The sequence below is a fragment of the Plantactinospora sp. B6F1 genome, from assembly GCF_040120695.1.
Lineage (GTDB): Bacteria > Actinomycetota > Actinomycetes > Mycobacteriales > Micromonosporaceae > Plantactinospora.
In genome coordinates this window covers 202310-215687 of the sequence record NZ_JBEEAC010000003.1, presented here as the reverse complement: position 1 = coordinate 215687, position 13378 = coordinate 202310, and the positions used below count along the sequence as shown (strand labels likewise).

General features: G+C 71.4%; 11 protein-coding genes and 1 pseudogene. 4 read left to right on the top strand and 8 right to left on the bottom strand.

Annotated elements, in window-relative coordinates; all coding sequences use genetic code 11:
* Positions 1 to 18: 18 nt before the first annotated feature.
* Entirely contained in the window at positions 19 to 924 is a 906-nt protein-coding gene (locus tag ABNF97_RS06570) for a TatD family hydrolase (RefSeq protein ID WP_349337955.1), read from the bottom strand.
* A 396-nt stretch (positions 925 to 1320) separates the two neighbouring features.
* Positions 1321 to 1764 (bottom strand): hypothetical protein, encoded by a 444-nt coding sequence (locus ABNF97_RS06565; RefSeq protein WP_130465066.1) that lies wholly within the window; start codon positions 1762 to 1764, stop codon positions 1321 to 1323.
* A 534-nt stretch (positions 1765 to 2298) separates the two neighbouring features.
* On the opposite strand from ABNF97_RS06565, the gene ABNF97_RS06560 reads away from it, so the two are divergent.
* On the top strand, positions 2299 to 2508 hold the full coding sequence (locus ABNF97_RS06560) for a DUF397 domain-containing protein (RefSeq protein ID WP_130465067.1): 210 nt from the start codon (positions 2299 to 2301) through the stop codon (positions 2506 to 2508).
* A 222-nt stretch (positions 2509 to 2730) separates the two neighbouring features.
* On the opposite strand, the pseudogene ABNF97_RS06555 reads toward ABNF97_RS06560, so the two are convergent.
* From ABNF97_RS06555 to metG, 5 genes and pseudogenes are all read right to left on the bottom strand, one after another.
* Positions 2731 to 3204 (bottom strand): annotated as a pseudogene (locus ABNF97_RS06555) (CE1 family esterase); the annotation flags it as partial.
* 209 nt (positions 3205 to 3413) lie between these two features.
* On the bottom strand, positions 3414 to 3980 hold the full coding sequence (locus tag ABNF97_RS06550) for a hypothetical protein (RefSeq protein ID WP_349337954.1): 567 nt from the start codon (positions 3978 to 3980) through the stop codon (positions 3414 to 3416).
* Complete coding sequence (locus tag ABNF97_RS06545) at positions 3980 to 4552, bottom strand: sigma-70 family RNA polymerase sigma factor (RefSeq protein ID WP_130465068.1); 573 nt, start codon at positions 4550 to 4552, stop codon at positions 3980 to 3982. The genes ABNF97_RS06550 and ABNF97_RS06545 overlap by 1 nt, the downstream gene beginning before the upstream one ends.
* 125 nt (positions 4553 to 4677) lie before the next feature.
* On the bottom strand, positions 4678 to 5538 hold the full coding sequence (locus ABNF97_RS06540; RefSeq protein ID WP_207230650.1) for an SAM-dependent methyltransferase: 861 nt from the start codon (positions 5536 to 5538) through the stop codon (positions 4678 to 4680).
* Between the two features lie 27 nt (positions 5539 to 5565).
* Positions 5566 to 7383: a methionine--tRNA ligase gene (gene metG, locus ABNF97_RS06535; protein WP_349337953.1), complete on the bottom strand. Its 1818-nt coding sequence runs from the start codon at positions 7381 to 7383 to the stop codon at positions 5566 to 5568.
* 355 nt (positions 7384 to 7738) lie between these two features.
* Between metG and ABNF97_RS06530 the strand changes: the two genes are divergently transcribed.
* Positions 7739 to 8683 carry a hypothetical protein gene (locus ABNF97_RS06530; protein ID WP_349337952.1) on the top strand — a complete coding sequence of 315 codons (945 nt, stop codon included), beginning with the start codon at positions 7739 to 7741 and terminating at the stop codon, positions 8681 to 8683.
* Between the two features lie 28 nt (positions 8684 to 8711).
* Here ABNF97_RS06530 and rsmI read toward each other — a convergent pair whose 3' ends face one another.
* Positions 8712 to 9572 (bottom strand): 16S rRNA (cytidine(1402)-2'-O)-methyltransferase, encoded by an 861-nt coding sequence (gene rsmI / locus ABNF97_RS06525; RefSeq protein ID WP_349337951.1) that lies wholly within the window; start codon positions 9570 to 9572, stop codon positions 8712 to 8714.
* 147 nt (positions 9573 to 9719) lie between these two features.
* Between rsmI and ABNF97_RS06520 the strand changes: the two genes are divergently transcribed.
* The gene (locus tag ABNF97_RS06520) at positions 9720 to 11429 is read left to right on the top strand and encodes a dolichyl-phosphate-mannose--protein mannosyltransferase (protein WP_502930462.1); all 1710 of its coding nucleotides are present in this window, start codon (positions 9720 to 9722) and stop codon (positions 11427 to 11429) included.
* 349 nt (positions 11430 to 11778) lie between these two features.
* Entirely contained in the window at positions 11779 to 13311 is a 1533-nt protein-coding gene (locus ABNF97_RS06515; RefSeq protein WP_349337950.1) for an outer membrane protein assembly factor BamB family protein, read from the top strand.
* The last annotated feature ends 67 nt before the right edge of the window (positions 13312 to 13378 follow it).

The window sequence follows — 13378 nt, the reverse complement described above, 5'->3', positions numbered from 1 at the left end:
GACATGGCCGGGCGGTGGTCACCAGGGGCCGAAGATCCGGTCGCCGGTGGCGGAGAGCGCCGCGCAGAGTTCGCCGAGGTCGGCGCCGGTCGTCTCGGCCAGCGACCGGACGGTCAGCGGAATCAGGTACGACGCGTTCGGCCGCCCCCGGTGCGGCATCGGGGTCAGGTACGGGGCGTCGGTCTCCACCAGGATCTGGTCCAGCGGGGTGACCCGGGCCGCCTCGCGCAGTGCGCCGGCGTTGCCGAAGGTGACCGTGCCGGCGAAACTGAGCAGGTAGCCGCGCCGGACACACTCGGTGGCGAAGTCGGCGTCGCCGGAGAAGCAGTGCAGCACCACCGTCTCCGGGGCACCCTCCGAGTCGAGGATCCGCAGCACGTCGGCGTGCGCGTCCCGGTCGTGGATCACCAGCGGCTTGGCGTACCGCTTGGCGATCGCGATGTGCGCCCGGAAGCTCGCCTCCTGGGCCGCCCGACCCTCGTCCCCGGTCCGGAAGAAGTCCATCCCGGTCTCGCCGATCCCGCGTACCCGTTCCTCGGCGGCGAGTGCCTCGATCTCCCGCAGCGCCTCGTCCAGGTCGGCGAGCCGGGGCGCCTCGTTCGGGTGCAGCGCCACCGTGGCGACCACGGCCGGCTGCCGCGCCGCCACCTCGGCACCCCACCGGGACGAGCTCACGTCGACACCGACCTGCACCAGCCGGTCCACCCCGACCTCTGTGGCCAGTTCGACCGCTGCCGCCACCGGATCGGCCGACCGGCCGTGCCAGGGCGGCGGGTCCGCCTCGGCGAGGGTGATGTCCAGGTGGGTGTGGCTGTCGAGCACCGGCACCGGCAGCGGCTCGGGTACCGGTGGATACTCCCCCGCCCGGCGGGCGGCCCGCTGATGGCGGCTCTCGGTCGGCTGCTGACTCATCGCCGCCAGCATCACATATCGGTCCCGTGCTCTGGCCCGGGCGTACCGGATGGGCCCGGATAGCGGGGCGGTAGGCGTCGGCCGAACCGGCGGGGACGGGGGAACTCGCCCGGGGTGCCGCGTACGAGTTGTTCAGCACCGGAGCGGCGCGGCGCCCGGCTTCGAGCGGGACCGCCGCCCCGACGCCCGCTACCGCTATCACCGGTATGCCCACGCCAGCGAGGTCGGGGAAGGAGGGCGGCTGGCTGCGGGTACGGCTCTGCCGGCCCGACCCGGACAACGTCGCCGCACTCGGCGCAGTGCTACGAGCGCGGGGTCTACGAGCGCGGGGTCTACGAGGCGTGGGCGCCGGCGGTCGAGGTCGCCGACGACCAGCTCCTCGACGTGCCGTACCGCGTTTGAGACGCGTCAGCGCAGGCGCGCGAAGGTGAGGTCGAAGTCCTTTCGCCAGGTCTTGCCGGCGTCCTCGGACGCCTCCCAACGGCCGTGGATCCGATCCGGCTCGACCTCGGCGGTGAAGCGCTGGTGGAAGTCGGGGTCCTCGCGGAGCATCGTCCAGTACCCGCCGTCGAAGGTCATGGCGAACTGCCGGCAGACGCCGCGGTCGTCCTGGTAGAGCGCGACGAACCGGTCGTTCGGGTCGCTGCGCCCGAGGACGAGGCTCATCTCGGAATGCGCGTGCCCGCCTCCGCCGAACTCCGACCGCAGGACCAGTAGCGACTCTCCGAGCCACTCGACGGTGGTGGTGCCCGGCACCGTGGCGCCCGGCGGTTCGAGAAACCAGGCGTCCGACAGCGTCGCCGTCCACTCGCCGACGAGCCCGCCGAGCTTCGCCATTTCGGTGTTGCGCATCGTTTCCTCCGGTCGGTCTGGCGGTCCGCGAGCTTCGTCCCGCCACGATCCTACGACTCCGCAACCCGTGAGAGCAGGATCGCGCGCGCCCACTGAAAGAGATGGAACAGCCGCCCGCGCCATCGGCGGCACTCGGAGTACTCGCGATTCGCGGGTGCCCGTAGCGATTGGGCATTACTAATATCACTGTCGATGATCGGAGCCGAATTACACCTCGCTTATCGGCGCGATGCCCTTGCTACCCGCACCTGGGCCGCCAACTCCCCTACCCGCGCCGAAACGGCATTTCGGTCTGCAATTCCACCGCATTTCACTATCGGCGAAAGGCAACGGCAATGGACCAGAACCGGACGACCGTGCCCCGGCGACAACTCGGCCGCGCTTCTGCGTCAGCTCCGCGACGAGGGCGGCATAACGATCAGGACGGCCGGAGCGGCGGCGGAGTGTTCGACGGTGAAGATCTGGCGGATCGGGGCTCGCCCTGTCGGAGACAGAATCGAACGACGTGATCAGATCGTTCGCAGGGGAGAGACGATGATCGACCGACGAGTCGAGCTGACCGGTGCCGCCTGGCGCAAGAGCAGCCGCAGCGGGGCGGAGGGCAACTGCGTCGAGGTCGCCGACAACCTGCCCGACCTGGTCGCCGTACGCGACAGCAAGGACCCGTACGGCCCGGTCCTCACCTTTCCGCCCTCCCCGTGGCGCCGATTCGTCCACTCCGTACGCGCCGCCGCCCACCGGTAGCCGGTGTACCGGCCGGTGACCTGGACAACAGAGGCGTTACCGATGCCGCGTAGCGCCTCTGTTGTCCAGGTGACGGTCGTCGCTCGGGCGGCAGGCGGGGCAGCACGCCGGGAGCACGTGCGGGACAGCACGCCGGGAGCACAGGCGGGGCAGCTCGACAGTCTCGTGTGGAGGAGTATCGCCGTCGGCCGAAAAGTGCCGTTGTGAGGTCGGCGGCGCGTGTTACCGGGCTGGGGGTGAGGGCTTCGGGTGGGCGACGAAGAAGCTCCAGAGCGTCTCGGTGGCGGACAGGGCCGAGGAGGGCGGGTCGAGGTCGAGCAGGCCGGGGCCGCCGCCGTACGGCACCGTCGGGTCGGCGCTGCCGTGGATGTGGATCAGCGATATCGGCGCCGGGGACGGGCACTCGCCCCAGCCTGGTGGCGGCGACCGGGCCGATCGCGGCAAAGGTGCTGCTCTCGCAGCCAGCCGGTACGCCAGCATCCCGCCGTTGGAGATGCCTGTGGCGTAGACCCGGTTCGGGTCGACCGGCAGTTCGGCGGCGACGGCCCGGACCAGCCCCTCGACGAATGCCACGTCGTCGACCCCGGCCCGGACCGCAGGGCCGCAGCGGCCGTCGCTTACCGCCCAGGTCGGCCTGGTCCCGTTCGGATAGGCGACGAGGAAGCCCTCCCGGTCGGCGACGGTGTTCCAGCCGTGCGCTTCCTCGGCCTGTGTGGCGGTGCCGAGCGCGTCCTCGCCGACCCTGCGTCCTTCCGTGACAACCGTTGCATAGGTCCATTCTCGCCTCGGCCGGTGACCTGGACACCAGGTACGTCACCGAGGTCGCGTAACGCACCTGGCGTCCAGGTGAGGCCCGTCGGCCGGGGGCAGCGACGCTGTCCCCGGCCTGTCCGGTGGCGGGTCGGTCAGCCCCGGGCCGGGGTCGGCTGGTACTCGCCGAGCAGGTCCTGGCCGATGATCCCCTCGTCCACGGCCCGCTGGCCGGCGTAGCAGGTCCAGTGCAGGCCGACCGTGTCGGCACCGACACATCCGCCGGCGATCCTGCGCTGCCCGTCGACGAAGGCCTCCTTGCGGTCCTTGAAGTCGACGACCCTCGGCTTGGTCGGGCGCTTCGCTTCGGGGATCTTGGAGAGGTCGGTTCGCACGTCGTCCTGCGGCGCCCGGCTGAGCGTGCAGGTGAAGACGACGCTGTCCTCGGTCGTGCACGTCGGGTCGGTGCCCTCGAAGATCACCGCCGAGCCCGGCATGCCCCGGGCGACGGTGTCCGGCGTCAGCAGCGCGACGGCGGCGGCAGCGGCACCGCCGCCGACGGCAAGCGCACCGACGGTGACCGCCGCGAGGAACGCGGTCCGGGACCCGAACAGCCGTCGGCGGTGTACCCGGCGGGGTGCGCTCGCGGCGATCTCCCGACTCACGGCGTGCTCCAGTACGTTGCCGAGCCGGACCAGGTCCGGGTGCAGGTCGTTGGTCATCAGGATGCCCTCCTCGTCTGGGTTGCCCGGGTCGGGCCGGTCGGTCGGAGTCGTCCGCGCAGCGCCGTGAGTCCACGGGAGACCCGGATCCGGGCCGCGCCGGGTGAGCAGTCGAGCGCGTCGCCGATCTCCTCGTAGCTGCGGTCGTGCAGCACCCGCAGCTCCACCGCGCTGCGCTGCGCCGCTGGCAGGGACGCGAGCGCGGTCTCCAGGTCCGCGTCCAGGCCGTCGAGCCAACTCTCGTCGGGGATGACGGCGGCCCGCTCGGCCCGCATCCCGAGCCGGGCGGTGGCCTCGGCGAGTACCCGCCGGTCCCGTACCGCCCGCAGCAGCAGGTTGCGGGCGATGCCGAAGAGCCACGGTCCCAGCGATCCGCCGCGTTCGTCGACGAAGCGGTGCCGGGACTGCCACGCCTGGGCGAAGGTCTCGGCGGTCAGGTCCAACGCCGCTTCGTGCTCACCGGTGCGCCGCCGGAAGAACCCGTGGATCACGTTCGCGTACCTGTCGTACAGCTCGCGGAAGGCGTGTGCGTCGTGGTCCGAGGCCACCAGCAGTTCGATGTCAGTCCGCACCGGTGCTCCGTCCGGCCGGCCTTCGGACATGCGTCTTCGCCAAGGTGCCCCTCCCGGGTCGTAGTGCTTTCACACCTTGGCTATGCCAGACACCCGGTCGGTTGTTTCAGGGCTCGCGGAACAGTTCAGGGCTTGCGGAACACCACGCCGCACTCCATCGACCGCTGGTTGCGCGGCGGCGACTCCAGGTACGGCCGCAGCGGCTCGTCGACATGTGCCAACGTGGGCTGGTCGGGGTCGGGACGCCAGTCGACGACCTTGACCAGACCCGGCTCGATCGTCTCCGCCGGCTCCAGCCCGCGCAGCAGCTCGGTGACATCGGCCACCGTGCGGTTGCGCCAGGACAGGCCGAGCCGCCTGGTCATCTCGTTACCCTCTTCGACCGTCGCCCGGTCGACCCCGCACACCTGGGAGAACGCGAGGTAGCTGCCGGGGACCAGCGCCGCCCAGACCGTCTCGAACATGCCCCGCAGCTTCTCGTCGTCGACGATCGAGTGGCCGATCGAGAGGAACAGCGCGGCGGCCGGTTCGGAGAAGTCGATAAGCTTCCGCGTCTCCGGGTCGTCGAGGATCCGCTCCGGTTCGGTCATGTCCGCGGCGATCACGGTGGTGGTCCGGTCGTCGGCGAGCAGCGCCCGGCCGTGCGACAGCACGATCGGGTCGTTGTCGACGTAGACCACGCGCGCGTCCGGCTGGAACCGCTGGGCCACCTGGTGCACGTTCGCCTGGGTCGGCAACCCGCTGCCCATGTCCAGGAACTGCCGGATGCCGGCGTCCCGGGCCAGGAAGCGGACCAGCCGGTAGAGGAAGAGCCGGTTGTTCCGGGCCTCGGTCACCCCTTCCGGAAACTGCTTGTGTACGGCAAGCACCGCCGCCCGGTCGACCGGGAAGTTGTCCTTGCCGCCGAGGCAGTAGTCGTACATTCGGGCCGGGGTGGGCACGTCCTGCCGGATCTGCGGCCTGCTTCCGTCGTTGGGTGCCGTCACGAGCCGAATCATAGCGGGCGGCTCGGGTCAGTCGCCGAGTCGGGCGAGCTCCTCGTCCACGATGGACGGGTCGAGTTTGCGGAAGACCGGCTTCGGCGCGGCGAGTGGCCGCCCCGCCTCGACCGGTACCGACTCCCACCTCGCCCCGACCGTGTAGTCCCCGGTCAACACCGGGTACGACGGTCCGCCGTCGAGGTCGTCCACCTCCACGATCGATGGCATCGGCGCGTGCACGCCGGTGCCGCCGAGCAGCTCGTGCACCCGCTGGGCCGAGTACGGCAGGAAGGGCGTGAGCAGCGTGTTGGCGTCGCTGACCGCCTGGAGCGCGACATGCAGGACCGTCCCCATCCGGGGCTTGTCAGCCTCGCTTCGCAACTTCCAGGGCGCCTGCTCGGAGAGGTACCTGTTCGCCTCCGCGACGACCCGCATCGCCTCGCCGATCGCCTGCTTCTGCCGGTGCCTGGAGATCAGGCCGCCGACGGTGCCGAACCCGGCCCGTGCGGTGCCGAGCAGTGCCTGGTCGGCCTCGGTCAGCCCGGCCGGGTCGACCGGCGGGATCGCGCCGAAGTTCTTCGCGGCCATCGAGATCGACCGGTTGACCAGGTTGCCCCAGCCGGCGACCAGCTCGTCGTTGTTGCGGCGCAGAAACTCCGCCCAGGTGAAGTCGGTGTCCTGGCTCTCCGGCCCGGCGACGGCGATGAAATAGCGCAGCGCGTCGGCGTCGTACCGGGCCAGGAAATCGCGTACGTAGATGACGACCTGGCGGGACGAGGAGAACTTCCGACCCTCCATGGTCAGGAACTCGCTGGAGACCACCTCGGTCGGCAGCTGGAGCCGGCCCAGATCGCCGGGCTCACCGCCCCGGTCACCCTCGCCGTCGTAGCCGAGCAGCAGCGCCGGCCAGATCACCGAGTGGAAGACGATGTTGTCCTTGCCCATGAAGTAGTAGCCGCGGGCGTCCCCGTCGACGCCGCCGCCGCGCTGGGCGTCCGCCGCCCACCAGCGCCGCCACGCCTGCGGGTCGCCGGAGCGCCGGGCCCACTCGATGGACGCCGACAGGTAGCCGATCACCGCGTCGAACCAGACGTAGATCCGCTTGTCGCTGCGGTCGCGCCAGCCCTCAAGCGGGATCGGTACGCCCCACTCCAGGTCCCGGCTGATCGCCCGGGGCTGGAGGTCGTCCAGCAGGTTCCGGGAGAACCGCAGGACGTTCGGCCGCCAGCCCTCCCGGGAGTCCAGCCACGTGGTGAGCGCCCGGGCGAAGGCCGGCAGGTCGAGGAAGAAGTGCTCGGTCTCGACGAACCGGGGCGTCTCCCCGTTGATCTTCGAGCGCGGGTTGACCAGGTCGACCGGGTCGAGCTGGTTACCGCAGTTGTCGCACTGGTCGCCCCGGGCGTGCGGGTAGCCGCAGATCGGGCAGGTGCCCTCGATGTAGCGGTCCGGCAGGGTACGGCCGGTGGACGGCGAGATCGCCCCCATAGTCACCTTGGGCACGATGTATCCGTTGCGGTGCAGCGTCTCGAACAGCTCCTGCACCACCGCGTGGTGGTTGGGGGTGGTGGTCCGGGTGAAGAGGTCGTAGGAGAGGCCGAGCCCGTGCAGGTCCTCGACGATCACCCGGTTGTAGCGGTCGGCCAGCTCGCGCGGGCTGACGCCCTCCCGGTCCGCCTGCACCTGGATCGGCGTGCCGTGCTCGTCTGTGCCGCTGACCATGAGTACGTCGTGGCCGGCCATCCGCATGTATCGGCTGAACACGTCGGAGGGGACCCCGAAGCCGGAGACGTGACCGATGTGTCGTGGGCCGTTGGCGTACGGCCAGGCGACCGCCGCGAGAACGTGACTCATCGACACCTAGCCTAGTGAGCTGAAAGATCGCCTAACCTGCCAATATTCAGACTGATATCCGACTTTTTTCTCCTTCGACACGCGTGTCGCGCTGCCCGTTCGAGCCGGATCAGCGTTGTCCAATGGACGGGTGACGGGCCACGAGGGTGGGCAGCAGGCAGCGGAAACGTGCCCTGCCGCAGGCGAGCCCGATCCACCGGCGCCGGTCGACTCCGAGGCGTCCGCCGAGGTGGTAGAGCACCCGCCGCCCGCCGATCCGGGGACTGTTGGGCGCCCGGAAGCCGAGGCGGGGGCCGTTGGGCGCCCGAAAGCCGATCCGGGAGCGGTCGGACGCCCGGAGACCGAGGCGGCAGCGGTGGAGCGGCCGGCAACCGGACCCGGACCGGTCGGGCAGTCGGCCGCCGAGGCGGGACCGGCGCCGCAGCAGCGCCCGGCCCCGGCGTACGAGCCCGCGCCGGCCGGACCGTTCCGGGGCGCCACGCCCGCGCTCGGCTCCGCCTGGCTCGGCGCCCCCGGCACCCTCGCCGGACCGTCCGGCATCGAACCGACCACCGGCGCCCCGCTCGCGATGCTGCCCCAGCGGGCACCCCGGGCCACCGGACCGGCCTGGAACACTTCGACCGGCCAGTTGCCGACCGGACCGGCCGGCTCGGAGCCGGACGCGGCCGACGAGGACGACTTCTGGCTGCCGATCGAGGAGGTCCACTGGGACGGCACACCCGTCCAGCCGACCCCCCGGACCTGGTACGGCCGGCCGAAGGACCCGGCCGCGACCGGGCAGCGGGCACCCCGACCGCCGAAGCCGCAGCGGAACCCGGCGCTCGGGCTCGCCGGAGTGATCCTCTGCTCCCTGGTCGCCAGCTTCTTCGCCTGGGTCAGCGCCGAGCCGTTCTGGCTCGCCGCCGGGCACGGCGAGGTGGGTACCGCGACGGTGGAGACCTGCACGGGGCGAGGGCTCGGGCAACACTGCCGGGGCACGTTCAGCGCCGACAGCGGCCGGTTGCGGGTGTACGACGTCCGGCTGGCCGACGTCGACGGGGCACACCGGGAGTTCGGCAGCCGGGTGACGGCCCGGATGACCGGGGCGGAGAGCAGGCAGGCGTACGTCGGCGCGGGTACCGGCCTGCTGCACCTGCGCTGGGTACTCGGCTTCGGGATGGTACTGCTCTGCTGCGTGGGAGCCGGTTGGATCACCGGTGCGCTGCGGCTGGCCGGGCGGCGTAACCGGCACGCCGCCGCCCTGGTGAGCATCGGCGGCCCGCTGCTGCTCACCGCCGGGTTCCTGGCCGCCGCCTACTGACCCCCCGGGTGCGGCTCGGCCGGCCCGGTCAGTTCGCCGTCGGCGGGTGCACGGCGTTGTAGACGTCCCGGCGGCGCAGGCCGTACCCGGTGGCGACGGCGGCGATCGCGTCGCGTCGGGACGTACCCTCGGCCTCCAGTTCGGCGACCGCGGCCCGCAGGTCGGCGACGGCCGGAGCCGGCGCGGCGACCGCCGGGGCGCCCGCCACCACCAGGGTGATCTCGCCGCGCGGCTCGCCGGTGGCGGCCCAGGTCGCCAACTCGCCGAGCGGGCGGCGCAGCACCTCCTCGTAGGTCTTCGTCAGCTCGCGGCAGAGCGCCGCCGGCCGCTCCGGACCGAACGTGGCGGCCAGGTCGGCGAGCATCCCGGCCACCCGGTGCGGCGCCTCGAAGAAGACCAGGGTGCGCTCCTCGGCGGCGAGCGCCCGCAGCCGGGCCCGGCGCGGGCCGCCGGTGCGGGGCAGGAAGCCCTCGAAGCAGAACCGGTCGGTGGGCAGACCGGAGAGGGCGAGTGCGGTGGTGACGGCGCTCGGGCCGGGTGCCACGGTGACCGGCGCGCCCGCGTCGAGCGCGGCTCGGACCAGCCGGTACCCGGGATCGGAGACGCTCGGCATCCCGGCGTCGGTCACCAGCGCCACCAGCGCGCCGTCGAGGATCGCGTCGACCAGGTCGGGAGTGCGGCGCTCCTCGTTGCCCTCGAAGTACGACACGATCCTGCCGGTGATGGTGACGTCCAGGTCGCGGGCCAGCCGGCTGAGCCGGCGGGTGTCCTCGGCGGCGACGACGTCGGCCTGCCCGAGGGCGTCCCGCAGCCGCGTGGAGGCGTCGCCGGGGTTTCCGAGCGGCGCCCCGAGCAGGATCAGCCGTCCGTTACCGGGCGATTTTTCCACGAACAGACTCCTTCATCGATACCTGTCATCGCACATAGCGAGCGTCGTGCCCCGTTTCACACCTTGGCAGCCTACGATCACGGGGTGACTCTGGCGTCGACAGCGCAGACCGAGGGCCCGGGCACCGCCGGGCCGCCGGCAGCTCCGGTGGTCGAGGTGACCTCGGCCACCCCGGGCGGAACAGCCACGACCGACCCCCCCGAACGCCCCGCCGGGGGCGTACCAGGGATCATCAGACGCCGGCTGGCACCCTTCGACGCCCGGCTCGAACCGTGGTCCTGGCTGGCCACCGCCGTGGTGGTGCTGATCGCCGGCATTCTCCGCTTCGTCGGGCTGAGCAATCCCAAGGGCAAGATCTTCGACGAGGTCTACTACGCCACCGACGCGCACAACCTGCTGTTGCGCGGCATCGAGTGGGACGAGAAGAACAACACCGCCGCGTACGTGGTGCATCCGCCGCTCGGCAAGTGGATGATCGCGATCGGCGAGCAGATCTGGGGCTACAACGAGCTGGGCTGGCGGTTCTCCGCCGCCGCCATCGGCACCCTCTCGGTCCTGATACTGGTCCGGATCGCCCGCCGGATGTTCCACTCCACGGTGCTCGGCTGTACCGCCGGGCTGCTGATGGCGCTGGACGGCTTCCACCTGGTGCTCTCCCGCACCGCGCTGCTCGACATCTTCCTGATGTTCTTCGTGCTGGCCGCGTTCGGCGCCCTGGTGGTGGACCGGGACGTCCGACGGAAGCGGTGGCTGCGGGCGATCGAGTCCGGCCTCGACCCGAGCCAGCCGGGCCGGCGCAACCGGCCGCCGTTGCGGTGGTCCGACGGGGTGCCGTGGTGGCGGCTGCTCGCCGCCGTGATGCTCGGTTGTGCGTTCGGGGTGAAGTGGAGCGCGCTGTACTTCGTACCGGTGTTCGCGCTGCTCGTCGTCCTCTGGGAGGTCGGCACCCGACGCTCCGCCGGGGTACGCCGGCCGTGGCGGGACACCTTCCTCGACGAGGGACTCTGGATCGTCGGCGCCGGAGTGCTGCTCGTCCTGGTCTACCTCGCCACCTGGTCCGGCTGGTTCGCCAGCGACAACGGCTACTTCCGGAACTGGCGGGCCGACACCGGCCAGTCCAGTCCGCCGGTCATCGGCAGCCTGCTCAACCTCTGGCACTACCACGAAGAGGCGCTCAGGTTCCACTCCGGCCTCAGCGAAAGCCACGTCTACCAGTCCTGGCCCTGGCAGTGGCTGCTGCTCGGCCGGCCGGTCGCCTTCCACTGGTCCGACCAGGGCGCCTGCGGCGCCCCGAGCTGTGCCTCGGAGATCCTGCTGCTCGGCACCCCGCTCCTGTGGTGGTCGTTCCTGCCGGCGCTGGCCGCGCTCGCCTGGCTGGGCCTGGCCCGGCGGGACTGGCGGGCCCCGGCGATCCTGCTGCCGGTGGCGGCCGGCCTGCTGCCCTGGTTCTGGTTCGCGATGGACGGCCGGACGATGTTCTTCTTCTACGTCGCGCCGGTGGTGCCGTTCATGATCCTGGCCGTGACCTACGTGCTGGGCGCGATCACCGGCCCGGCCCGGGCACCGGCGACGGCGGGTGCCCCGGCCGGAGGTGACCCGCCGGCCGGACCGGGCACCGAGGAGGCCTCGGGCACCCACGGCGCCGAGCAGGCCAAGGGCACCCGGGATGCCGAGCGGGCCAAGGACACCCAGGGTGGCCAGACCAGTGACCGCCGCATGATCGGCGCCATCGTCGCCGGCACGTACGTGCTACTGGTGGCGATCTGCTTCGCCTACTTCTACCCGATCTTCGTGGCGCAGATCCTGCCGTACGCGGAGTGGTCGAGCCGGATGTGGCTCGGCAACCGCTGGATCTGAATCGGCTGGTGAGGGGCGATCGGGGCCCAGACAAAGGTGCGCGCCCCGATCGCCTGCCACGGGGGAAGCGGGCGATTGGGGCGCGCACCAAGGAGCTTAACCACCCTGGATCAGCGGCACAACGGGTGGTGTCGGGTCAGATTTCCGACCGACGCACCGCCGAGCAAGACGGGCGTATGGGGCAGAGGGCCCGGACGGGCATCAGCCGCCCGATCACGTGGCCGGACCACTCCCCGTGCACGGGATGCCGGCTCCGCTGATCATCGGGCCGACCCGACGGAAGGACCCGACATTCGAGTGACCGAAAAGGGCCCTGTCGGTACCTGCCGTCGGTAGGCACACTGTTGCGGTGACCGGACCACTGCGTTCAGGATTCACCCCGCCCCCGACCCCTACCCGGCTCCTCGTGGTCGGCCTGGTGGCCGTACTCGGGCTCACCTCCTGCGATCTGGCCGGCGACGCACCGGACGCCGCGCCGAGTTGGTCGGGCAGCATCAGCCCGACCCCGGCCGGCGGGGGCGGTGCCGCACCGACCCCCTTCACCGGCTGGTCCGATCCGGCCCTCGTCGGCAAGCCGTACGGCGAGAAGGTGGACGGCCTGCTCACCTTCCGGGGCAACCCGACCCGGACGTACTACGGCACCGGGCCGATGCCCCGAACCACTCCGGCCCGGCATTGGCAGTTCCCCCGCAGCGGTGGCCTGTGCGGGAAGTCGACCGACGAGAAGGGCACCCGGGTGTGGTGCGGTACGGGCTGGACCGGCCAACCCGCCGTCTTCGAGCGGGACGGGCGGACCTGGGTGGTCTTCGGGGCGTACGACCACAAGATTCATTTTCTGGACGGCGAGACCGGCGAGCGGATCCTGCCGGACTTCCCGACCGGTGACATCATCAAGGGCTCGGTCACCGTCGACCCGGACGGGTTCCCGCTGGTCTACTCCGGATCGCGGGACAACTACTACCGGGTGATCGCGATCGACCGGGGCCGACCGAGAGAGCTGTGGAAGCTGTCGGCCCGGGCGGTCTCGCCGACGATGTGGAACGACGACTTCGACGGCGCCGGCCTGATCCTCGACGACTACCTCTTCCTCGGCGGCGAGAACAGCCAGTTCCACATCGTCAAGCTGAACCGCGGGTACGACGCCGACGGCAGGGTCACGGTCAAGCCGAAGCTGGTGTTCAACGCCCCCGGCTGGGATGCCCAGCTCCTCCGCGACGTGGACGACCGGATGGTCTCGATCGAGAACTCGGTGGCGATCTCCGGCAACGTGGTCTACTTCGCCAACTCCGGCGGGCTGGTGCAGGGCTGGGACATCAGCGGGCTGAAACAGGGCCGCAAGCCGAAGCGGGTGTTCCGGTTCTGGACCGGTGACGACACCGACGCCTCGATCGCGATCGACGAGACCGGCGCGCTCTACGTCGGCTCGGAGTACGAGCGGGGCACCGCCCGGTCGAGGCAGGTCGGGCAGATGATGAAACTCGACCCGACGCGCCGGGACAACCCGAGCGTGTGGCACGTCGACGACCACGCCCGCAAGCCGGCGGGCATCTGGGGCAGCCCGGCCCTGCACCGGGACATCGCGATCTTCGACACCCAGGGCGGCGAGGTGCTCGGCGTCGACCGGGCGACCGGGGCCGTGCGGTGGCGGTTCGAGCTGCCCGGGCCGACCTGGCAGTCGCCGGTGGTGGTCGACGACGTACTGGTGATCGGGGACTGCAACGGCACGCTGCACGCGTACGACGTCGCAGACACCGGGGCCGCGCCGAAGCCACTGTGGAAGATCAAGCTCGGCGGCTGCATCGAGTCGACTCCGGCGGTCTGGCGGGGGCGGATCTACGTCGGCACCCGGGCCGGCGCGTTCCACGCCATCGCGGCCCGCTGACCCGCCCGACACCGGCCGGAGGGAAAGAAACCTACGCAACTACTTCCGCACGACGCAGGTATCTGCC

What these genes read in the sequence shown, in the direction of transcription:
- ABNF97_RS06570 (WP_349337955.1), bottom strand. Translation starts at nt 924, where the DNA reads ATGCTGGCGGCGATGAGTCAGCAGCCGACCGAGAGCCGCCATCAGCGG.
- ABNF97_RS06560 (WP_130465067.1), top strand. Translation starts at nt 2,299, where the DNA reads ATGATCGACCGACGAGTCGAGCTGACCGGTGCCGCCTGGCGCAAGAGC.
- ABNF97_RS06565 (WP_130465066.1), bottom strand. Translation starts at nt 1,764, where the DNA reads ATGCGCAACACCGAAATGGCGAAGCTCGGCGGGCTCGTCGGCGAGTGG.
- ABNF97_RS06550 (WP_349337954.1), bottom strand. Translation starts at nt 3,980, where the DNA reads ATGACCAACGACCTGCACCCGGACCTGGTCCGGCTCGGCAACGTACTG.
- metG (WP_349337953.1), bottom strand. Translation starts at nt 7,383, where the DNA reads ATGAGTCACGTTCTCGCGGCGGTCGCCTGGCCGTACGCCAACGGCCCA.